The sequence below is a fragment of the Methylobacterium sp. J-078 genome (assembly GCF_022829285.1).
Classification (GTDB): domain Bacteria; phylum Pseudomonadota; class Alphaproteobacteria; order Rhizobiales; family Beijerinckiaceae; genus Methylobacterium.
In genome coordinates, this window is the sequence record NZ_JAKSYI010000069.1 from 46748 (window position 1) to 68361 (window position 21614).

General features: G+C 69.7%; 17 protein-coding genes. 3 read left to right on the forward strand and 14 right to left on the reverse strand.

Annotated features, from left to right (window positions below; genetic code table 11):
• Window positions 1-113: 113 nt before the first annotated feature.
• The 10 genes from grxD to rpsT all read right to left on the reverse strand — a co-directional run bounded on the left by grxD (window position 114) and on the right by rpsT (window position 12196).
• The gene (grxD, locus tag MKK58_RS11010) at window positions 114-455 is read right to left on the reverse strand and encodes a Grx4 family monothiol glutaredoxin (protein WP_243912114.1); all 342 of its coding nucleotides are present in this window, start codon (window positions 453-455) and stop codon (window positions 114-116) included.
• A 30-nt stretch (window positions 456-485) separates the two neighbouring features.
• Complete coding sequence (locus tag MKK58_RS11015; RefSeq protein WP_243912115.1) at window positions 486-992, reverse strand: DUF29 domain-containing protein; 507 nt, start codon at window positions 990-992, stop codon at window positions 486-488.
• A 33-nt stretch (window positions 993-1025) separates the two neighbouring features.
• Complete coding sequence (locus MKK58_RS11020; RefSeq protein ID WP_055951915.1) at window positions 1026-1262, reverse strand: BolA family protein; 237 nt, start codon at window positions 1260-1262, stop codon at window positions 1026-1028.
• A 34-nt stretch (window positions 1263-1296) separates the two neighbouring features.
• On the reverse strand, window positions 1297-3522 hold the full coding sequence (purL, locus tag MKK58_RS11025) for a phosphoribosylformylglycinamidine synthase subunit PurL (RefSeq protein WP_243912116.1): 2226 nt from the start codon (window positions 3520-3522) through the stop codon (window positions 1297-1299).
• Between the two features lie 108 nt (window positions 3523-3630).
• Window positions 3631-4794 (reverse strand): hydrolase, encoded by a 1164-nt coding sequence (locus MKK58_RS11030; protein WP_243912117.1) that lies wholly within the window; start codon window positions 4792-4794, stop codon window positions 3631-3633.
• Window positions 4795-4971: 177 nt separating this feature from the next.
• A complete protein-coding gene (gene recQ / locus MKK58_RS11035; RefSeq protein WP_243912118.1) occupies window positions 4972-6822 on the reverse strand; it encodes a DNA helicase RecQ in 1851 nt (616 codons plus the stop codon).
• 324 nt (window positions 6823-7146) lie between these two features.
• Window positions 7147-8274 (reverse strand): DNA replication/repair protein RecF, encoded by a 1128-nt coding sequence (recF, locus tag MKK58_RS11040; protein ID WP_243912119.1) that lies wholly within the window; start codon window positions 8272-8274, stop codon window positions 7147-7149.
• A 61-nt stretch (window positions 8275-8335) separates the two neighbouring features.
• Complete coding sequence (gene dnaN / locus MKK58_RS11045) at window positions 8336-9457, reverse strand: DNA polymerase III subunit beta (RefSeq protein ID WP_243912120.1); 1122 nt, start codon at window positions 9455-9457, stop codon at window positions 8336-8338.
• Window positions 9458-9644: 187 nt separating this feature from the next.
• Entirely contained in the window at window positions 9645-11165 is a 1521-nt protein-coding gene (gene dnaA / locus MKK58_RS11050) for a chromosomal replication initiator protein DnaA (protein WP_243912299.1), read from the reverse strand.
• A 764-nt stretch (window positions 11166-11929) separates the two neighbouring features.
• The gene (gene rpsT / locus MKK58_RS11055; RefSeq protein ID WP_056190238.1) at window positions 11930-12196 is read right to left on the reverse strand and encodes a 30S ribosomal protein S20; all 267 of its coding nucleotides are present in this window, start codon (window positions 12194-12196) and stop codon (window positions 11930-11932) included.
• A gap of 240 nt (window positions 12197-12436) precedes the next feature.
• Between rpsT and speB the strand changes: the two genes are divergently transcribed.
• Window positions 12437-13450: an agmatinase gene (gene speB, locus MKK58_RS11060; RefSeq protein ID WP_243912121.1), complete on the forward strand. Its 1014-nt coding sequence runs from the start codon at window positions 12437-12439 to the stop codon at window positions 13448-13450.
• Between the two features lie 67 nt (window positions 13451-13517).
• Window positions 13518-16004 carry an esterase-like activity of phytase family protein gene (locus MKK58_RS11065; RefSeq protein ID WP_243912122.1) on the forward strand — a complete coding sequence of 829 codons (2487 nt, stop codon included), beginning with the start codon at window positions 13518-13520 and terminating at the stop codon, window positions 16002-16004.
• Window positions 16005-16205: 201 nt separating this feature from the next.
• Here the strand turns inward: MKK58_RS11065 and MKK58_RS11070 are convergent, their stop codons facing one another.
• The 4 genes from MKK58_RS11070 to ubiE form a co-directional block, all read right to left on the reverse strand.
• Window positions 16206-16493 (reverse strand): hypothetical protein, encoded by a 288-nt coding sequence (locus tag MKK58_RS11070; RefSeq protein ID WP_243912123.1) that lies wholly within the window; start codon window positions 16491-16493, stop codon window positions 16206-16208.
• A gap of 270 nt (window positions 16494-16763) precedes the next feature.
• A complete protein-coding gene (gene coaBC, locus MKK58_RS11075; protein WP_243912124.1) occupies window positions 16764-18035 on the reverse strand; it encodes a bifunctional phosphopantothenoylcysteine decarboxylase/phosphopantothenate--cysteine ligase CoaBC in 1272 nt (423 codons plus the stop codon).
• 47 nt (window positions 18036-18082) lie between these two features.
• The gene (ubiB, locus tag MKK58_RS11080) at window positions 18083-19639 is read right to left on the reverse strand and encodes a 2-polyprenylphenol 6-hydroxylase (protein WP_243912125.1); all 1557 of its coding nucleotides are present in this window, start codon (window positions 19637-19639) and stop codon (window positions 18083-18085) included.
• 46 nt (window positions 19640-19685) lie between these two features.
• Entirely contained in the window at window positions 19686-20486 is an 801-nt protein-coding gene (gene ubiE, locus MKK58_RS11085) for a bifunctional demethylmenaquinone methyltransferase/2-methoxy-6-polyprenyl-1,4-benzoquinol methylase UbiE (protein ID WP_243912126.1), read from the reverse strand.
• A 134-nt stretch (window positions 20487-20620) separates the two neighbouring features.
• Here ubiE and mutM point away from each other — a divergent pair, with 134 nt between their 5' ends.
• Window positions 20621-21547: a bifunctional DNA-formamidopyrimidine glycosylase/DNA-(apurinic or apyrimidinic site) lyase gene (gene mutM, locus MKK58_RS11090; protein WP_243912127.1), complete on the forward strand. Its 927-nt coding sequence runs from the start codon at window positions 20621-20623 to the stop codon at window positions 21545-21547.
• Window positions 21548-21614: the final 67 nt, after the last annotated feature.

Genomic DNA, 21614 nt, shown 5'->3' on the forward strand with positions numbered 1-21614 from the left:
GTGTGCCGCCCGTTCAACGAATCCCGACCCGATGATGTTCGAAGGGTACCGGTTCGGCCATGAAAAAGGGGCGCTCGCGCGCCCCCCCTTCGACCTTGCCGTGCGACCCGAGATCAGGCGGCGGTCGGCGCCTTCACCGGGATGCCCTTCTCGGACAGGAACTGGTGCAACTCGCCCGACTGGAACATCTCGCGGGTGATGTCGCAACCGCCGACGAACTCGCCCTTCACGAAGATCTGCGGAATGGTCGGCCAGTTGGAGAATGCCTTGATGCCGTCGCGGATCGCCATGTCGTCGAGGACGTTCACGCCCTTGAACGGCACTTCGAGGTAGTTGAGGATCTGCACGACCTGGCCCGAGAAGCCGCACATCGGAAATTGCGGGGTGCCCTTCATGAACACGACCACGTCCTGGGACTCGATCTCGGCTTTGATGGCGGTGTTGGCGTCGGTCATGGTTTCGATCCTTTCGGGTATCACAGTGATTTAGTGATGGTCGGCCGGCCTGTTCAAGGCCGAGGCGAGGCGCTCCAACGCCCAATCCATCGTGAAGGCCTCGGAAACGAGTTCTTCAGGTGTGAACGGCATCGCATCGGGTAAGCCGGCGACGAGACGATCGTCGAACATTCGGAGGGAGGCTTCCGCCTGTACCCGCGCCGTCTTCCACAGCCAGGACCAGTCGATCCGCTGCCGCATGCCGGGCGCGTAGGCCCGGCAGGCCGCCGCATGAAAAGCGATCACCTCGGATCGCCAGGATCGGGTCGACTGGGCGCTCGGCGCGGACATGTACTTCAGCACGTGAATGAGCATCTGCAGGAGCTTTTGCTCCACCGCGCTGATCTGGGACCGCCCCACGCTCTCGATCTCCTCGGCGACGTTCTCCCAGTCGAGGACGTTCGACAGATCGGGCCGTGACGCGAGGGCCCGGATCGCAGCGGCCTGCTGCTCGGCCCAGGTCACGATGTCGTCGTCGTAGAGGCTCGGCTGATCCATCGGTCTGCCTCCGGGAGGGGGCCGGGAATGCCCTCAATCCTGCGGGACGCCCGTGGTCAGCGCAAGGGCGTGCAGCACGCCCCCCATGCGCCCCTGGAGCGCGCCGTAAACCATCTGGTGCTGCGCGACCCGGGTCTTGCCCTTGAAGGCCGAGGACAGAACCGTGGCGGCGTAGTGGTCGCCGTCGCCCGCCAGATCCTTGATCTCGATCCGGGCGTCGGGCAGCGCCTCGCGGATCATCGCCTCGATCTCGCGCGCATCCATCGGCATCGGGTTGACTCCTGACGATCGGGAAATGGGGGCTTCAGGCGGGAACGCCCGCCGGCTGGCTCGCCATGTAGGCCGGCAGCCAGCCCTCGTGGGTCTGCCGCAGCGCGGCCACCGATATGGTCTCGCCGTGCGGCAGGGTCAAATGGTCGTTCCCGGTGACGCCGATCACCGCCGCCGGAATGCCCTGGGCGGAGGCGCTGTAGAGCAGGTCCGGCGCGGTCTCGGGGTCGACCGCGAGGAGGTAGCGGGCCTGGTCCTCGCCGAAGAGGTAGGCGTGGGTCGCCAGGCCTTCCGGGACCTGGGGCAAGGCAGCGCCGATGCCACCGGCCATTGCCATCTCGGCCAGCGCCACGGCGAGGCCCCCATCGGAGAGGTCGTGGACCGTATCGACCAGACCCGACGTGATCAGGCCGCGCACGAAGTCGCCGTTGCGGCGCTCGACGGCGAGGTCGACCGGGGGCGGGGCGCCCTCCTCGCGTCCGGCAATCACCGAGAGGTAGACCGACTGGCCGAGCCAGCCGGCCGTCTCGCCGATGAGCACGAGCACGTCGCCGGCGCGTTTCAGGTCGATCGTGGCGTGGCGCGTCACATCGTCGAGTACGCCGATGCCGCCGATGGTCGGGGTCGGCAGGATTCCGACGCCGTTGGTCTCGTTGTAGAGCGAGACGTTGCCGGAGACGACGGGGAAGTCGAGGGCGAGGCAGGCCTCGCCGATGCCCTTGAGACAGCCGACGAGCTGGCCCATGACCTCGGGCTTCTCGGGGTTGCCGAAGTTCAGGTTGTCGGTGATGGCCAGCGGCTTGCCGCCGACCGCCGTGATGTTGCGCCAGGCCTCCGCCACGGCCTGCTTGCCGCCCTCGACCGGATCGGCCTCGCAGTAGCGGGGCGTGACGTCGGCGGTCATGGCGAGGCCGCGCGGGCCGTCCTCGACCCGCACGATGGCGGCGTCGCCGCCCGGCTTCTGCACGGTGTTACCGCCGATGAAGTGGTCGTACTGCTCGTAGACCCAGCGCTTCGAGGACAGGTCGGGCGAGCCCACGAGGCGCTTCAGGGCCTCGGCGCTGCCCACGCTCTCAGGCACGTCGGCGGCGGAAAGCACCGGCCGGTGGGTGTTGGCGATGTGAGGCCGGTCGTAAAGGGGCGCCTCGTCGCCGAGTTCCTTGATCGGCAGGTCGGCCATGACGACGCCGTCGTGCTTCACCACGAAGCGGAGCGTGTCGGTGGTGTGCCCGATGATCGCGAAATCGAGGCCCCACTTCACGAAGATCGCTTCGGCCTCCGCCTCCATGCCGGGCTTGAGCACCATGAGCATGCGCTCCTGGCTCTCGGAGAGCATCATTTCGTAGGCGCTCATGCCGGTCTCGCGGGCCGGGACCTTCTCGATGTGAAGCTCGACGCCGAGATCGCCCTTGGCGCCCATCTCGACGGCCGAGCAGGTGAGGCCGGCCGCCCCCATGTCCTGGATCGCGATCACGGCGCCCGAGGCCATCAGCTCGAGGCAGGCCTCCAGCAGCAGCTTCTCGGCGAAGGGGTCGCCGACCTGCACGGTGGGACGCTTGGATTCGGAGGCGTCGTCGAACTCGGCCGACGCCATGGTGGCGCCATGGATGCCGTCGCGACCGGTCTTCGAGCCGAGATAGACGATCGGATTACCCACGCCGGTGGCGGCTGCGTAGAAGATCGCGTCGGTGCGGGCGAGGCCCACCGCCATGGCGTTGACGAGAATGTTGCCGTCGTAGCGGGGGTGGAAGCCCATGGCGCCGCCCACCGTCGGCACACCGAAGGAATTGCCGTAGCCGCCGATGCCCGCGACGACGCCGGAGACGAGGTGGCGGGTGCGGGGATGATCCGGCGAACCGAAGCGGAGGGCATTGAGTGCCGCGATCGGACGCGCGCCCATGGTGAACACGTCGCGAAGGATGCCGCCGACGCCGGTCGTCGCGCCCTGGTAGGGCTCGATGAAGCTCGGGTGATTGTGGCTCTCCATCTTGAAGACGCAGGCGAGGCCGTCGCCGATATCGATGACGCCCGCGTTCTCGCCCGGCCCCTGAATGACCCACGGCGCCGAGGTCGGCAGGCCGCGCAGGTGCTTGCGGGAGGATTTGTAGGAGCAGTGCTCATTCCACATCGCCGAGACGATGCCGAGTTCGGTCAGGGTCGGGTCGCGCCCGATCAGGCCACGGAAACGATCGTACTCGTCCGGCGTCAGACCGTGCTGGCGGACCAGTTCGGGGGTGATCGGAACATCGTTGCGGAACATGCGACCCCTCTCGGGCCGGGCCCGCATCCCGGGTCCGGCCGTGACGGCTCTAGAGCGGAACGCCGCGCCCTGGCAACCGTCGATCACGGCCGGGACGGCGCATGCGGTCTAAACCGCCGCGTAATCCGCGGCCAGGCGCCCCCTCGGCTGCTCCCGCACGTCGCGCCAACGGGCGATCAGGGCGTGGATCGGATCGGGGCCCGCCACGAAGGCGATGTAGTCGAAGGCTTCCGGGTCGCGGCTCGACATGAGCAGCTGGAAATGCATGCGGAAGAGATTCCACTTGCGCCGCGCGATGATCCGCTTCTCGATGAGATCGTCGATCCGGACGTGGATCTCCACCGGGCGATGGCCTGCGGGCGCCGGCAGATTCGAGGCGCTGAGCGGGTTGCGCTGATGCACCGAGAGCCAGTCCCATTTCGCCCGGACGTCGAGCCAGCCGATCGCGTCGCTCGCCGCCACCCGGGCGAGGGCATCCCGGGTGTCCCTGGCCAGGGGGTCGAGGGTGATCCAGGGGATCACGCTGCCGATGCTGACGAAGGAGACCGGCGTCCCGCGCGTGCCGAATTCGGGGTCGCGGGCGAGCACCCGGTCCAGGGCCTCGAGGCCGAGGAAGCTCGACGAGGAATGGCCGATCACCACGATCTCGGAGGCGCCCGCCTCGGCCGCCCGGATGATGTCCGCGAAGGCGTCCAGCCGCGCGCGCATGCGGGGCTCGACGCCGCTGGCGTGATCGTGGGTGAAGGCCGTGTCGTCCACCAGATGCGCCACGTAGAACGGCTTGCCCCGCGTCAGCCGCATCAGCAGGGCCAGGAGCGGGTAGGCCAGGAGCGGGATGAACAGGAGCGACCACGGCCGGAGACTCTCCGGCAGCAGGAGGATGAGGCCGGCCGCGAAGACGAGGCTCAGGAGAAGCAGCAGCCCGTAGATGACGTGGACGCCGAAGATGACCCGGGCGAAGCGTCGGGCCTCGCGCCGGAAGGGCGCGACGTAACCGGCGCGCACGAGGCGCCACCACAGGGCGGGCACCTCGCGGAGCCGCCGCAGGTTCGAACGCGGGAATCGGGCCCGGACGATGTCGTCCCAGCGCAGCAGGGTGTAGCGGGTCGCGTGCCCGTCGAGGGTGACGTCCCAGTCGAGGGCCAGATCGTCCGTCCTGCGAACGGGATCGGAGACCGTGATGGTCAAGCCGCGCCGGACCGCGGCCATCCGGCTTTCCCGCCGAAACAAGCCCCAATAGGTCTCCGGCTCGCGCGGGTCGAAGCCCGGCATGTAGAAGACCTGACGCTTGCGTGACGGACACGCCTCTGGGGCCGGGGCGAGGGGAGATTGGGCGATGACGGGTCGTTCCGATTCGGGGGCTCACGGCCGGCGGCCGCGCCCGTCCCTACACGATGGGCGCGCCGCGCGACGAGTGCGAAAGCGCATCAGGCGCATCCCGGCCTCGGCTCACCGGAGCGCGGGCGCATCCGCCAGGAACTCGGCGATGGCCGCAACGAAGCGCTCGCCATAGGCCTCACGCTTGCGCTCGCCGACCCCGTGCACGGTGCGCAGCGCGTAGAGATCGACGGGCTTGGTGCGGGCCATCTCGATCAGCGTCCGATCGGGGAACACCATGAAGGCGGCGATGCCCTCGGCACGCGCGATGGTGGCGCGCAGGCCGCGCAGGTGCTGGAACAGGGCCTCGGTGGCGGGGTCCAGGTCGAGGCTCGCTTCATCGCGGGACGCCCCGCGCTTCCGGTCGCGGGGCTCGGCCACCTTCGGCTCGGGGTCGGGGCGCATCTGGATGGCCTCGCGGCCGAACAGGATCGCCTCGCCCTTGTCGGTGAGGGAGAGGCCGCCGAAACCGTCGCCGTTCTCGGTCACGGCGCCCGCGGCGAAGAGCTGGCGCAGCATCGCGCGCCAAGCGGCGATGGGCTTGTCCGCACCGACCCCGAAGGTCTTCAGCGCCGTGTGGCCGTTGCGGCGGATCGTGTCGGATTCCTTGCCGTGCACCACGTCGCAGACATAGGCCGCGCCGAAGCGCTGGCCGGTGCGCACGATGGCCGAGAGCAGCTTCTGGGCCGGCACCGTGGCGTCGATGAGTGAGACGCCGGAGCGGCAGAGGTCGCAGCGCCCGCACGGCTCGCTGCCTTCCCCGAAATAGCCGAGCAGGGACTGGCGCCGGCAGGTGGCGCCCTCGCAGAGCGCGATCATCGCCTCGAGCTTGCGCCGCTCGACGCGGCGGCGCTCGTCGGGCACGTCCTTCTCGTCGATCTGGCGACGGCGCAGGGCCATGTCGTCGAGGCCGTAGATGGTCAGCGTGTCGGCGGGCAGGCCGTCGCGGCCGGCGCGGCCGATCTCCTGGTAGTAGCCCTCGACGTTGGAGGGCATGTCGGCGTGGCAGACGAAGCGCACGTCGGGCTTGTTGATGCCCATGCCGAAGGCGACGGTGGCGGTCATCACCACGCCGTCCTCCTGCAGGAAGGTGTCCTGATTCCTCATGCGCGTGCCCTGGTCGAGGCCGGCGTGATAGGGCAGGGCATTGAAGCCGTCCTTGGCCAGCATCTCGGCGAGTTGTTCGGTGCGCTTGCGGGACGAGCAGTAGATGATCCCGCTTTCGGAGCGGCGCGGGCGCAGGAAGCGCTCGATCTGGCGGGTCGGGTTGTCCTTCGGCGCGAAGGTCAGGCGGATGTTCGGCCGGTCGAAGGAATGGACGAAGGCCTTCAGTTCGCGGCCGGCCGGAAACAGCCGCTCGGTGATGTCGGCCCGGGTCGCCTTGTCGGCGGTGGCGGTGAGCGCGACTGTCTGGACGTTGCCGAGCGCCTCGCGGGCCCGGGCGAGGTCCCGGTACTCGGGCCGGAAATCGTGCCCCCATTGCGAGACGCAGTGGGCCTCGTCCACGGCGAGCCGGCGCACGCCCGCGCCGCGCAGGGCGTCCATCAGGCCCTCCATCATCAGCCGCTCGGGCGAGACGAAGAGCAGGCGCAGGTCGCCGGAGCGGATCTGCCGCCAGGTCTCCCGGGCCGTCGCCTCGGCCACCGACGAGTTCAGGGTCGCGGCGGCGACACCGAAGCCGAGCATCTGCTGCACCTGATCGTGCATCAGGGCGATCAACGGCGAGACCACGACCGTCAGCGAGGATTCCACCAGCGCCGGCAACTGGTAGGTCATCGACTTGCCGGAGCCCGTGGGCATCACGGCGAAGACGTCCGTGCCGTCTAGGACGGCGCCGATCACCTCGTCCTGGCCAGGCCGAAAATCGTCGTAGCCAAAGGTGGTCTTCAACGCGGCGCGGGCCTCGTCGAGGCGGCTGGTCATGGGCATCCTGGCCTGATGGCGAGCGGGCGGGCGACTGGCGGCCCCGGTGTGCAGGCAATACGCGCGACGCGTCTACACAAGCGAAGAGTCGGTAGCGGGAATCCGCATAATGCCTCTGGGCATCCGAAGCGAGGAGGTCAATCGCCTCGCCAAGACGGTGGCGGCTCTGGCCGAAGTCGCGATCCTCGCGGGGAAGGAGGCAGACGGCGCCCTGTTCGGGTGCCTCAATGCCGGCGAACGGCCCGCGACATCGGCGCGGGCGATCTTCGCGGCCGCCCGCACGATCTGTCGCAAGCAGCGTAACATGGTCGACGCGGCAGTCGTTCAGGTCTGCGCGATCCGCCCCTCGACGACCCTGACCATATCGGCCCGTCCTTCGAGGTCGCCGAACAGGGCCGGGTCGGCCCCCGTCATCCAGACCTGTCCCTGCAGGGCTTCGAGGGCGTCGAACAGCCCTGCGCGCCGGCGCGGATCGAGATGGGCCGCGACCTCGTCGAGGAGGATCACGGGCGCAAGGCCGCTCATGGCCTGGACGAGGCGCGCATGGGCGAGGACGAGGCCGATGAGGAGCGCCTTCTGCTCGCCGGTCGAAGCGGTGGCGGCGGGCACGTCCTTGGGGCCGTGGCGGACCACGAGGTCGCTGGTCTGGGGGCCGCTGAGCGTCCGCCCGGCCGCCCGGTCGCGGGCGCGGCCCTGGCGCAGGGCCATGCGGAAACGGTCCTCCGCCTCCAGCGCCGGCCAGACCGCGACGAGGTCGTCGAGGTCGCCTTCGAGGCGCAGGGCCGCCCAGGGGAAGGGCTGGGAATCGTCGCGGCCCTCGGCGATGAGGCGATCCAGGCGCTCGGTCGTCTCACGGCGGGCCAGCGCCACCGCGACGCCGAGCTCGGCGACCTCGCGCTCGATCGCGTCGAGCCACTGGCCGTCGTTGGGCCGCTCGTCCAGCAGGCGGTTGCGCGAGCGGAGCGCCCGTTCCATCGCATTGACGCGGGCGCCGTGCGTCGCATCGACCGCGAGCACGAGCCGGTCGAGGAAGCGGCGGCGGTCGCCGGCCGGCCCTCGGAACAGGCCGTCGAGGTCCGGGGTGAGCCAGACCACGCGCAGGAATTCCGAGAAGGCCACGGGGGAGGGCGCGGTGGCGCCGTCGATCCGGCACAGGCGCGGCGCGCGGCCGTCGAACCCGGGCGGCTCGTAGCCGGTCCCGATCCGGTGCTCGGCCTCATCGCCCGCCAGTGTCATCGAGACCGCGAAGCCGCCGGGGCCGCCGGTACGCGGCATGGCCGCGAGATCCGCCCGGCGCAGGCCGCGCCCGGGCGAGAACAGGGAGATCGCCTCGAGGAGGTTGGTCTTGCCGGCCCCGTTCTCGCCCACCAGGGCGACGAAGCGGCGGTCGACCGCGAGGTCGAGGTCGGCGTGATTCCGGAAATCGCGGCAGATCAGTCGGGTGAGGCGCACCCGCCTGCCCTTAGCCGATCGGCCCGGGCCTGTCTCGCACCGCGACGCCCCGGCGCGACGGTCACACCCGCATGGGCATGAGCACGTAGAGCGCGGGCGCGCCCTCGCGGTCCTGAATCAAGGTCGGCGAGCCGGGATCGGCGAGCTTGAACAGGGCGGTGTCGCCCTCGAGCTGGCTCGTGATGTCGAGGAGGTAGCGGGCGTTGAAGCCGATATCGAGCGCCGGCGCGTCGTAGTCGACGTCGAGCTCCTCGGTGGCGCTGCCGGAATCCGGGTTGTTCACCGACAGGGCGAGACGGCCCTCCTGGACGGCGAGCTTCACCGCGCGCCCGCGCTCCGACGAGATGGTCGAGACGCGGTCCACGGCCTTGGCGAAGACATCGCGCTCGACGGTGAGCCGCTTGTCGTTGCCCGATGGGATCACGCGCTGGTAGTCGGGGAAGGTACCGTCGATCAGCTTCGAGATCAGCACCACGCCGCTGGCGAACTTGAAGCGGATCTTGGCCGGCGAGAGGTCGATCTCGACGCTCTCGCCCCCGTCGTCCACAAGCTTGATGATCTCGGCCACCGCCTTGCGGGGCACGATGATGCCCGGCATCTCGCGGCTGCCCTCGGGGGCGTCGATCTCCACCCGGGCGAGGCGGTGCCCGTCCGTCGCCACGGCCCGCATGCGCAGGGCGCCCTCGGACTCGATCGTGTGCAGGTAGATCCCGTTGAGGTAGTAGCGCGTCTCCTCCGTCGAGATCGCGAACTGCGTCTTCTCGATCAGGCGCTTGAGGTCGGAGGCCGCGATGACGAAGCGGGTCGGCAGTTCGCCGGCGGCAAGATCGGGGAAGTCGCCCTCGGGCAGCGCGCCCAGGGAGAAGCGCGAGCGCCCGGAGCGGATCGTCATCTGGCCGGTCTCGCCGCTGGTCTCCAGGGAGACCTGCGCACCGTCCGGCAGCTTGCGCACGATGTCGTAGATCACGTGCGCGGGCACCGTGATGGCGCCTGCGTCCACGACGTCGGCGGGGATCGTCTCGGTCACCTCGATGTCGAGGTCGGTGGCGCGCAGCTCCAGGCCGTCGGCGCCGGCGCGCAGCAGCACGTTGGACAGGATCGGGATCGTGTTGCGGCGCTCCACCACCCGGTGCACGTGGCCGAGCGACCGAAGGAGGGCCGCACGCTCGACAGTGACTCTCATGGTCTGAACTCGTGGTCTCTCGTCGGCGCGGCCGGAACGAGCGCGGCGTCGCGCTCAACCCCTCGCGTGCGCCCTGGCACCGTGGCCGCTGAACTTGGCGAAGCCACCGGGCGAACGCAAGTGCGAGAGGCCGGCTATCCCGCAGATGATTCGGGGCGTCGCGGGCCACCGCGACGCCCCTGGAGCCTCAATCCTGGAGCATGCGCTTCAGAAGCTCGACCTCGTCGTTGAGCACGTTGTCCTCGCCAATCAGCTTGTCGATCTTGCGCACCGCGTGCAGCACCGTGGTGTGGTCGCGCCCGCCGAAGCGGCGCCCGATCTCGGGCAGCGAGCGCAGGGTGAGCACCTTGGACAGGTACATCGCAATCTGGCGCGGCTTGACCACGGCGGCGGTGCGCCGCTCGGAGAGGATATCGGAGCGCGAGACGTTGTAGCGCGAGGCCACAAGCTTCTGGATGTCCTCGATCTTGATGCGCTTGGGCTCGCGGTTCTTCACGAGGTCGCGGATTGCGGTCTCGGCGGTTTCCATCGTCACGGCGGCGCCCGTGAGGGTGGCGTGCGCCAGCAGCCGGTTCACGGCGCCTTCGAGGTCGCGCCCGTTGGCGGTGATCGCCCGGGCCACGTAGGTGGCGACTGTGGGCGAGACCTCGAAGTTCGGGTGCGAGACCTGCACGGCGGCCAGACGCGCCGACAGGATGGAGGCGCGCAACTGTTCGTCGAGGCTGCCGATCTCGACCACGAGGCCACCGGCGAGGCGTGAGCGCACACGCTCCTCCAGGGCTTCGAGCTCGGTGGGCGGACGGTCCGAGGCGACGACGACTTGGCGGCCGGCATCGATCAGGGCGTTGATGGTGTGGCCGAACTCGGCCTGGATCGACTTGCCCTGGATGAACTGCACGTCGTCGAGGATGAGCAGGTCGATGGCCCGCAGGCGTTCCTTGAAGGCCAGGGCGTTCTGCGTCTTCAGGGCATTGACGAAGCCGTACATGAAGCGGTCGGCAGTAAGGTAGATCACCCGGCGCCCGGCTTCGCGGGCGGCATGGCCGATGCCGTGGAGGAGGTGGGTCTTGCCCAGGCCGACGCCGGCATGGAAATAAAGCGGGTTGTAGAGCGCGCCCTCGCCGTCGTGCCGGGCGACGCGCTCGGCGGCGGCGTGCGCCAGGGCGTTGGAGCGCCCGACCACGAAGCTCGCGAAGGTCAGACGGTTGTCGAGGGGCGCGCCGTTGAGGTCGCCGCTCGCCTCGGAGCGAGCACCGGCGATGGGCTCACCCGGGGACGCGGCGTGGGATTCGGCGTGGGACGGCATGACGCTGCCGACGGCCTGGAGCCGGGCCAGCGGGCTCGCCGCGCTGCTCCCGGTCTTGGCGGGGCCGGGCGCCGGCCGGGCCGTGCCGGCGGCGGAGGGACCGCGCACCGACACGTCGAGGCGGGACACGGACTCGACCTCGCTGCGGAAGGTCGTGAGCACGCGGTCGAGGTAGTGCGACTCGATCCAGCTCTTCAGGAATCGGGTCGGAACCGTGAGACGCGCCGTCCCGTCCACGACCTCCACCAATTCGAGCCGGGCGAACCAGCTCGCGAACACGTCCTCACCCAGTTCCGCCCGCAGGCGCCGCTTCACCCGAGCCCAGGCAGCCACCGTATCGGGGCCACTCACGCCGCTCATGCCCGTCTCGGCGTTGCCGGACACGCTACCGTCGACATGCATCATCGCTCTCCTCGTGCCGAGAGCGGAGGGCCGCCACCGGAACGTACGCACACTTGACTGAAGTTGCGCCTCGCGAAGCACTCGCGAGACCCAGATTGCCAGCCCAGAGTCAATGGCCCTGGAAAGGCTTTTATCGATGAAACGAGCCTATCAACAATAAGCTACGGTTCTCCTAACAACGGGACTAACGGGGACAGCACAAAAAGCGACAATTCCAGCGTGGCTTTCATGGCCTGAGTCGAGTGCGGGCGACCGACCTGTGAACGATTCGGCCTCGACTCGAAGACGTCTTGGATTTGTCGGTTCATCGTCAGACATCGTTAAGCTACAGGCGCGCCGGACGCGCCGCAACCAAACAGATTGTCGGTAGCGTTAACGATTGATCTCGGAAGGCGGCTCGCACCTTCGGCGGGGCGTAAAGAGCCCGAAGCACTCTCATACGGTTTCTGGTTGATTGCTTCGTTCAGCCTGTGCGCGACGCGCTCCCTCTCCTGAAAGGAGAGGGTTGGGGTGAGGTGTGGTCCATTTCCAGAGAGGTCACACACCTCACCCTGTCCCTCTCCTTCCAGGAGAGGGGACCCGCGCCAGAACCCGAACGATTCAGCCGGAAACCGTATCAGGCGGATTCCGGCGAACGTTCGCGCCCGGCGCCCCGCGCCGCATCGGGCGCAGCGCCTCGGGGCGAGAACGGACGGACGTATCCGGAAAACAAAAAAAGCCCGGCATCGCTGCCGGGCTTCGTTAGAACATCCTGGAGGGATGGATCAGGCGGCGAGCGCCTTCACCCGCGCGGCGAGGCGCGAGACCTTCCGGGACGCGTTGTTCTTGTGCACGATGCCGTGCTGGGCGGCCCGCATGATCTCGGGCTCGGCGGCGCGGAGGGCGGTCAGCGCGTTGGACTGATCACCGGTGGCGATGGCTTCCTCGACCTTGCGGACGAAGGTGCGCATACGGCTGCGACGCGAGCGGTTGACCGCGGTGCGCTTCGCAATCTTGCGGGTCATTTTCTTGGCCGACACGGTGTTGGCCATGGGGCATCCTCGTCACGTTTGAGGCGATCGCGACGAGCCCGCAGGCTGAAGTGTCGGTGGATCGCGTGCAGGTTGTTCGGGCAATGGCGAAGCCGACGATCGCGGTGAGCGCGCCCGTCGGCGATGTCCGTTCTATAGACACGCGTTGCCGATCCGTCAACGGAACGTCATCGTGCCGTCGTCCGACCCACGATGGGCCAGCCCGTCGGTGGTCGTCACCCCGAGACACGAGGACACCTCATGCCGAGCGAGGCGGATCAGGAGCGGATCGCGCGATATCGCCCCCTCTCGGGGATGGAGACGCCGCGGTTCTCCGGGCTCGCGAGCTTCATGCGTCTACCGCTCGTCGACCCCGCGCAGGCGCCCGGGCGAATCGACATCGGCCTCGTGGGCATTCCCTTCGACGGCGCCACCACCAACCGGCCCGGCGCCCGCCTCGGTCCGCGCGGGGTGCGCGAGGCCTCCACCGGGACGCGGGCGATCAATGCCGCCACGGGTGTCGCGCCCTACGATCTGGCCGCCTGCGCCGATCTCGGCGACGTGCCCGTGAACCCGATCGATACCGCCGCGACGGCGCGGATCATCGAGGCGTTCTACCGGCCGCTCGCCGAGGCCGGCATCGTGCCGCTCTCCGTCGGCGGCGACCACTTCGTGACCTACCCGGTGCTGCGCGCGCTCGGGCGCGGGGAGCCGGTCGGGCTCATCCATATCGACGCCCACAGCGACACCGACGACGGACAGTACGACGGTACGCGCCTGACCCACGGCACGCCGTTCCGCCGGGCGATCGAGGACGGCGTGCTCGATCCCCGCCGCATGGTGCAGATCGGCCTGCGCGGCAGCATCGATTCGGCGGACGAACTCGACTGGGCGAAGGGGCGGGGCGTGCGCGTGATCCCGATGGAAGCGGTGCTGGGGCACGGGTTGCCCGAGGTGCTGGCGGAGGCGCGTGCCGTGGTCGGCGACGGACGCACCTATCTCAGCTTCGACATCGACGCCCTCGATCCCGCCTACGCACCCGGAACCGGCACCCCGGAGATGGGCGGCTTCACCGCCCGCGAGGCACTTCAGATCGTCCGGGGCCTGCGGGGGATCGACCTGATCGGCGCCGACGTGGTCGAGGTGGCGCCGCCCCTCGATCCGTCCGGCGTCACCGCGCTCGCCGGGGCGACGCTGGCCTTCGAGATCCTGTGCCTGCTGGCCGAGGCCGTCGCCGCGCGGCGGAGGCGCACCCCGACCGACATATTCCCGTAATGTTGCTCCGCCATCGAGCCCCGAAGCTTAACCGTGGGGGCGGACTTTGTCTTACGATTCGAACCGGGTGGCCCAGGTCACCGGATCATTCATCGCGCTCGCCGCCCTGGCCGGCGCGGTCGGCGTCCAGGACGCTCAGGCGCAGGAGTTCCGCACGCCGAACGTCACCACCGTCGACGGCCCGGTCGCGGTGCCCTTCAACGGCACCACCGCGGTGAACCAGGGCCTCCAGGGCGTGGGCCGCCTGTCCGCGAACACCCGGGACTTCCTCGGCGACAGCCTCGGCTCGTTCTCGTCCCTGTCGATCGATCTCGCCACCTGGCGCCGCAGCGGCGAGAGCTATTCGGGGACGCTCTACACGCTGCCCGACCGGGGCTACAACAATCCGGACGGCGGCCTGTTCACGGATTATGCCGGCCGCCTCAACCGCTTCACCCTGACCTTCACGCCCAATCCCGGCGCGAACCTGCCGCAATCCACCGCCTCGCAGAACCAGATCACCCTGACGCCGGACGGCGGGATCGTGCTCACCGATGCACGCGGCCAGCGCTTCAGCGGCCTCGACCCGGGCAACGGCACCACCACGCAGCTCGGAGCCGTGCTGCCCTCGGCGCGGACGGGCCCGAGCGCCGGGCGGATCAGCCTCGACGCCGAGGGCCTCGTGCGCAAGCTCGACGGCTCGTTCTACGTCAGCGACGAGTACGGCGCGAACGTCTATTACTTCAACGCCGCCGGCCAGTTGCAGGGGGTGCTCGGCATCCCGGCGGCGCTGCAGCCGCGCACGAACGGGCAGCCGGACTTCAACTCGATCAATCCGCCGACCGATTCGGGCCGCCGGAACAATCAGGGCCTGGAAGCCGTCGCGCTGACGCCGGACGGACGCGGCCTCGTCGCCATCCTGCAGAGCGCGACGGTCCAGGATTCCGGGGCGGGCCAGCAGCAGCGCAGCAACACGCGCATCCTGTACTACGACGTCTCCGGCACTCCGACACCGGGCGCGCCGAGCCGCGAATACGTGCTGCAGCTGCCGACCTATCAGCAGGCCGGCAACGGCACCGCCGTCGCCCGGACCGCCGCGCAGAGCGAGATGCTGGCGCTCAACGACACCCAGTTCCTCGTCCTCTCGCGCGACTCGAACGGCCTGGGTACTGGGACCACCCTCCCGATCGTCTACAAGAGCGTGCTGCTCGTCGACACGGCCCGCGCCACCAACATCGCCGGGTCGACCTACGACGGCGTCACGCCGGTGGCGCCGGGCGGCACGTTGCGGGCCGGCATCACGCCCGTGCAGACCACCGAGGTCGTCAATCTTCTTAACCCGGTTCAGCTCGGCCGTTTCGGCATGAACCTGAACACCAATCCGGCAACGCAGACGACGCTGCCGGAGAAGATCGAAGCAATGGGCCTCGTGCCGGTGCTGAACGACAAGACGCCGAACGACTACTTCCTGCTGGTCGGCAACGACAACGACTTCCTCACCCGACAGGGCGTCATCAACGGACAGACCTACGACGCGGGCATCAACAACGACAACATCCTGCTGGCCTATCGCCTGACCCTGCCGACCTACGTCGATCCGTATTCCCTCGCCGTGATGAAGCTGACCGCGCCGGCGACCCTGCAGGGGCTCGGCGCGGGCACGCTCGGGTTCGCCGCCTCGGCGACCCGCGGCGTTCAGGACCACCTGTCGGCCCTGCGGCGCGGCACCGGCCTCGGCGGCCCGTGGAGCGGGGGCGGCGGCGCCTGGATCGGCGGCGACTTCGTCTTCGCCGACCAGCCGCGCAGCGGCGGCCTCGAGATCGACCGCACCGTGGCCCAGGGCAGCGCCGGCATCGACCTGCCCTTCACGGGCCCCTGGCGCGCCGGCATCGCCGTCGGCGGCGGAGGCGGCAGCCTCAGCCGTCCCGGCGGCTTCCGGCAGGACCAGACCGGCTTCACGGTTTCCGCCTATGCGGGCTACTACGGACCGAACTTCTACGCGCAGGGCATCGTCGGCGGCGCGCCCGTCGTCACCTTCGACGGCATCCGGCGTCCCGCCGCCTACGGCCTGACGGGCGCCGGCAAGACCTCGGGCAGCGCATTCGCGGTGGATGGCGAACTCGGCGTCCCGTTCAACCTCGACCGTGTCCGGGTGACGCCGTTCGCCGGGCTCACGCACCTCGCGGGACGGGTCGACGGCTTCACCGAGACCGGCGCGGCCGGAAACAACATCGCCTATCAGGGCCTCGACGTGACGCAGACCACGGCGCGGTTCGGCGCCGAACTGGCCTATTACGGCTGGGGCGGCCTCATCCCGTCCGTGCGCGTCGCCTACAATCTCGCCACCGGGCCGCAGGAGAGCACGACGCAGGTCCGGCTCGCCAGCGTGGAGAATGCGATGGCGGGCGCCTCGGTGGTCGTTCCGTTCCTGCGCGGCGACTTCGTGACGGCGGGCGCGGGCCTCCAGGGCAGCTTCACCGAGCAACTCGGCTGGCGGCTCGACTACCAAGCCGCGATCGCCACCCGCACCGGCACCTCCCACGGCGTCACCGCCGGCCTGCGCTATCAGTGGTGAGGGGCCGCGGCCCGGCCCCGTCATGGATCGGGGTCGGGCCGTCGTCAGGTGAGAGGATCGTGACGCGGGCGATCCGACAGGGCGTCCGCCCCGTCGAAGCGGACGCCGTCGACGGACCCGCGCGGCGCCCGAGGCCACTATCCCACAGGGATAGGCCGGCCCTTCTCGGGTTCGAGAATTCGGATGACGCGCCGGCCGGACTTAGCTCGGCGGCAGCACGGCTCCGGTGCCGCGCGCGAGGATCTCGGGCGCGGTCGCTACGGGGGTGAAAGCGGCGATCAGGTGCACGCCGATCACCGGACCGAAGACCAGGCTCATCATCACGGCCATGATCAGGGCGACGTTGGCGTCGCCCGAGGCCGCGCGCTTCGCCCTGGGGCGGCGCGCCTTAACGCGCAGGAGCTTCGAGCCGTCCGGGCGACGGAAGCTCAAGGTTCGCACGGGCGCTACGGCAACGCGCAGGCGTGGAAGGGCATTCGAGAAGGTCATCGGCTCACCTCGTTCGACCGGGCCATCGGAGGCCGGTCGCGGGCGAGCCCGATCAGGCGATCAGGCGCGGGTCTCGCGGAGGGCCATCGGCGGCGCGGTCCATCGACTACTGTCGCTGGGCATTAGGGTCGGGAGTTCCTGTGGAGCCGCGCGGACAGCCGAGATTGCTGCACACGCGAACGACGCCGAGATGATGCGGCGGAGGGCGTTAGTCAAGCCTTAACGCGCGAGCCTGCGATCGGCTCCGCGGGCATTTCCAGAGGATGTCGCTCAAGGGACGAGCAGACCGGCGAAGTGCCGGATCAGTCGGCGACCGACCTCGTCCTTGTCGAGGGTCGGCCACGTCTCCACCGTGCCGTCGCGACCGACGAGATGGACGGTGTTGGCACTGCCGCCCATGACACCGCCAGCGGGCGAGACGTCGTTGGCGACGATGAGGTCGCAGCCCTTGCGGGCGATCTTGGCGCGCGCGTTGTCGAGGACCGCATCGGTCTCGGCCGCGAAGCCGACGACGAGGCTTGGCCGCCCGGTGGAACGCCTCGCGATGGTGGCGAGGATGTCGGGATTCTCGACCAGGGCGAGGGGGGCCGGCTTGGTGCCGTCCTTCTTGATCTTGGAGTCACGGGTCTCGGCGGGGCGCCAGTCTCCGACGGCGGCGGCGAAGATGGCGAGATCGGCGGGAAGCGCGGCCTCGACCGCCGCCAGCATCTCGCGGGCGGACTCCACCGCAACGACCTGCACCCCCGGCGGGTCGGGGATCGCCACCGGGCCGGAGATCAGGGTCACGACGGCGCCGGCCTCCGCGGCGGCGGCCGCGATGGCGTGTCCCTGGCGCCCGGAGGAGCGGTTGGCCAGGTAGCGCACCGGATCGATCGGCTCGTGCGTCGGCCCGGAAGTGACGAGCACGCGCCGGCCGGCCAACGAACCGCCATCCGGACCTGCCGCAGGAGCGCGGCCCGCGAGAAAGCCGAAGCCCGAGGCCGGCCGGGTCTCGGCCAGCATCGCCTCCACCGCATCGGCGATCTCGGACGGCTCCGCGAGGCGGCCCGGCCCGAACTCCGCCTCGGCCATGGCGCCTTCGTTGGGGCCGACGACCCGGACGCCGTCGCCGCGCAGGGTGGCGAGGTTGCGCTGCGTCGCCGGGTGCTGCCACATCCGCACGTTCATGGCGGGTGCGATCAGGATCGGCAGGGTGGTGGCCAGCAGCACCGTGGCGGCGAGATCGGAGGCCTCGCCGGTCGCCATGCGGGCCATCAGGCTCGCGGTGGCCGGCGCCACCACGATGGCGTCGGCGTCGCGCGCGAGCTTGATGTGCCCGATATCGGCCTCCTCGGCTCGGTCGAAGAGATCCGTATGGGCGCGCTCGCCGGCCAGGGCCGCCGCCGCCAGGGGCGTCACGAATTCCTGCGCGCCCTTGGTCAGGAGCGGACGCACCTGCGCCCCGCGCTCGCGCAGGCGCCGGATCAGGTCCAGCGCCTTGTACGCGGCGATGCCCCCGCCGATGACGAGGAGGATGCGGCGGTTCTGAAGCGGGCGGGTCATGGTCGAACCCCTCGGGAGGCGAGCCTGACGGATCGAGGCAAAGCAGGCTAGCGGAACGCCATCACCAGCGCACCGATGGCGATGCCCCAGAGGGCGAGTGTCGACCAGATCGCGCGCTTTCGCTCGGCCCGCGCGAAGGCGTCGAGGCGATTGGTCTCGCCGGAGCCCTCCTCGTCGAGGCGCACCAGGATGCGGCGCAGGCGCTGGGCGAGGTCGGGAATATCCGAGACCACGTCGGTGATGGTGAGGGCGGCGCGACCGAGATTCTCGACGCGCCCCACGGGGCCGAGATTGCGGGCGATCCAGGAGCGCACAACCGGCTCGGCCCCAGTCCACATGTCGAGCTGCGGATCGAGGGAGCGGGCGACGCCTTCGACGACCACCATGGTCTTCTGAAGCATCACCAGTTCGGTGCGGGTGCTCATGTCGAACAGGGCGGTGATGTCGAACAGCAGGGTGAGGACCCTGGCCATCGAGATCTCGTCGGCCTTGCGCTGGTGGATCGGCTCGCCGATCGCCCGAATCGCTTGCGCGAAATCATCCACCGAGTGGTGGGCCGGGACGTAGCCGGCCTCGAAATGCACCTGCGCCACCCGCTTGTAGTCGCGCAGGATGAAGCCGAGCAGGATCTCGGCGAGGAAACGGCGCTCCGGGTGCCCGAGGCGGCCCATGATTCCGAAATCCACAGCCACCAGGGTGCCGGTCGGATCGACGAACAGGTTCCCGGGATGCATGTCGGCGTGGAAGAAGCCGTCCCGGATGGCGTGGCGCAGGAAGGACTGGATCACCGCCCGGCCGAGGGCCCGGGGATCGTGCCCGGCCGCCACGATGGCGGCACGGTCATTGAGGCGGATGCCCTCGATCCACTCGCTGGCGAGCACGTCGCGGCCCGTCAATTCCCAGTCGGGCTTCGGCACGCGGAAATCGGCGTCGTCCTTCGTGTTCTGGGCGAGCTCGGACATCGCGGCCGCCTCGAGCCGGAAGTCCATCTCCATCATCACGGACCGGGCGAGGATCTCCACCACCTCGCGGGGGCGCAGGCGCTCGGCCTTCGGCGAGAGGGCGTGCACCACGCGGGCCATGAAGCGCATGACCTGGAGGTCGCGCTGGAAGCGCTCGCGCACGCCCGGGCGCATGATCTTGATCGCCAGCACCCGCTCGGTCCCGTCCGCGTCGTGGACATGGGCCTTGTGCACCTGCGCGATCGAGGCCGCCGCGATGGGAGGGCTGAATGAGACGAAGAGTTGCGCGACGGGCTTGCCCAGGGCCGCCTCGACGACGCGGATCGCGGTCGCCTGGGGAAAGGGCGGGACCCGGTCCTGCAGTGTCTCGAGGTCGCGGGCCGCGTGCATGCCGACGATGTCGGGGCGCGTCGCGAGGAACTGGCCGAACTTGACGTAGCTCGGCCCCAGCCGCGTCAGGGCCTGTTGGAGCGGGCCGGCCCCTGCGCCGAGACCGGGGCGTTCCAGCATCCGGCCGAGACGCAGGACGAAGCGCAGGTGCGGGGGCAGTTCGGTGGTATCCACCAGCGCCAGCGCGCCCTCGCGGGCGAGCACGTAGCCGACATGGGCACCGCGAAACAGATGGACGAAGCTGCCGAGCATCAGGCGGTCCACGGCGTCGCGCGAGCTGCCGTCACCGAAACCGCCGTCACGAGACCTTCCAGCCCGAATGGATCGCCACGATGCCCCCTGTCAGCGGCCGGTGGCTGACATGGTGGAATCCCGCAGCCTCGATCATTCCGGCAAAGCGCCCGGGGGAGGGAAACTTGCGGATCGACTCCACGAGGTAGCGGTAGGAATCCGTGTCTCCGGCCACCCGGGCGCCGAGGCGCGGGATCACGTGGAACGAGTAGGCGTCGTAGATCCGGTCGAGCACCGGCAGGTCGACCTTCGAGAATTCGAGGCAGAGGAACCGTCCGCCGGGCTTCAGAACCCGGTGCGCCTCGGCGAGCGCCTTGTCGATCCGCGGCACGTTCCGGATGCCGAAGGCGATGGTGTAGGCGTCGAACCGCTCCGCCGGAAGCGGCAGCGCCTCTGCATTCGCCGTGACGAAGTCGATGCGCCCGCGGAAGCGGTCGCCTGCCCGCTCGGCGCCGACCCGCAGCATCGCCTCGTTGATGTCCAGGACCGTGGTGTGGGTCGCCGGGCCGCCGGCTTCCAGGGCGCGGAACGCGATGTCGGCGGTGCCGCCGGCCACGTCGAGATGGCGGAAGGGCCGGTTGCGCGGCGGCCGCAGCATCGAGATGAGGTGCGATTTCCAGGCGCGGTGCAGGCCCCCCGACATCAGGTCGTTCATGAGATCGTAGCGCTTGGCCACGGACCGGAACACGTCGTCGACGCGTCCCTGCTTCTCGTCGAGGGCCACGCTCTCGAATCCGAAATGCGTGCTCGCCGCGTCCGCGGATCGATCGGCCGTCTGCTTCACCGAACTCGTGTCTACCGGAGTCATGGACCATCCTCTCGCGGACGCTCATAGCGAAAGGCGGTCGAGATCGCCATCTGCCATCCGTCGTCATCGGCGGATCGCGTCGCCCCGCGATGCCGCAGCCGAGTCCCCGTCGTCCATGCGCGCCCCGTCCGGTCATGCCTGAACTCCCCGAAGTCGAAACCGTCCGCCTCGGCCTCGCGCCCGCCCTGGTCGGCGCGCGCTTTGCCCGCGTCCTCCTGCGGCGGCCCAATCTCCGCTTCCCCTTTCCGGACCGCTTCACGGAGCGCCTCGAGGGCCGCACGGTGACGGATCTGGCGCGCCGGGCGAAGTACCTCGTCGCAGGCCTCGAGTCGGGCGAATCGTTGATCATGCATCTCGGCATGAGCGGCCGCTTCGACGTGGCGCTGCCCGACGGCCGCAACCTCTCGCCGGGCGATTTCTATCTCGACGGGGCGCTGGGCAACGCCAAGCACGACCACGTGGTGCTGGCGATGTCGAACGGCTCGACGGTGACCTACAACGACGTGCGCCGCTTCGGCTTCATGGACCTCGTGCCCACCGAGTCCCTCGGCGCCTGCCGGCACTTCGCCGGCATGGGCATCGAGCCCTTGAGCGAATCCCTCACGCCCGAGGCGGTCGCCCGCCTGTTCCGGGGTCGCATCACCCCCCTGAAGGCGGCCCTCCTCGACCAGCGCCTGATCGCAGGTCTGGGCAACATCTACGTCTGCGAGGCCCTGCACCGGGCGGGGCTGCATCCCGAAGCCCCCGCCGGCAGCCTCGCTCGGGCAGACGGAGGACCGACGCCGCAGGCCAAACGCCTGACGCGGGTCATCGGCGACGTTCTGCGGGAGGCGGTGGCGGCGGGCGGATCGACCCTGCGGGACTATGCCCACACGGATGGCGGCGCGGGCGCATTCCAGCACGCGTTCCGGGTCTACGACCGGGTCGGCCATGCCTGCGGAGCGCGGGGATGCACGGGGACGATCGAGCGGATCGTTCAGTCCGGCCGCTCGACCTTCTTCTGCGCCACCTGTCAGGTGCGCACCGCGCCGAGCCGGACCGCGAAAAAAAGCCGCGCTTGAGCAATCGATCCGAGTGTCGGGACCTCGATGTTAAGTCTTGGTTCCGATTCGCAATGCGAATGATCAG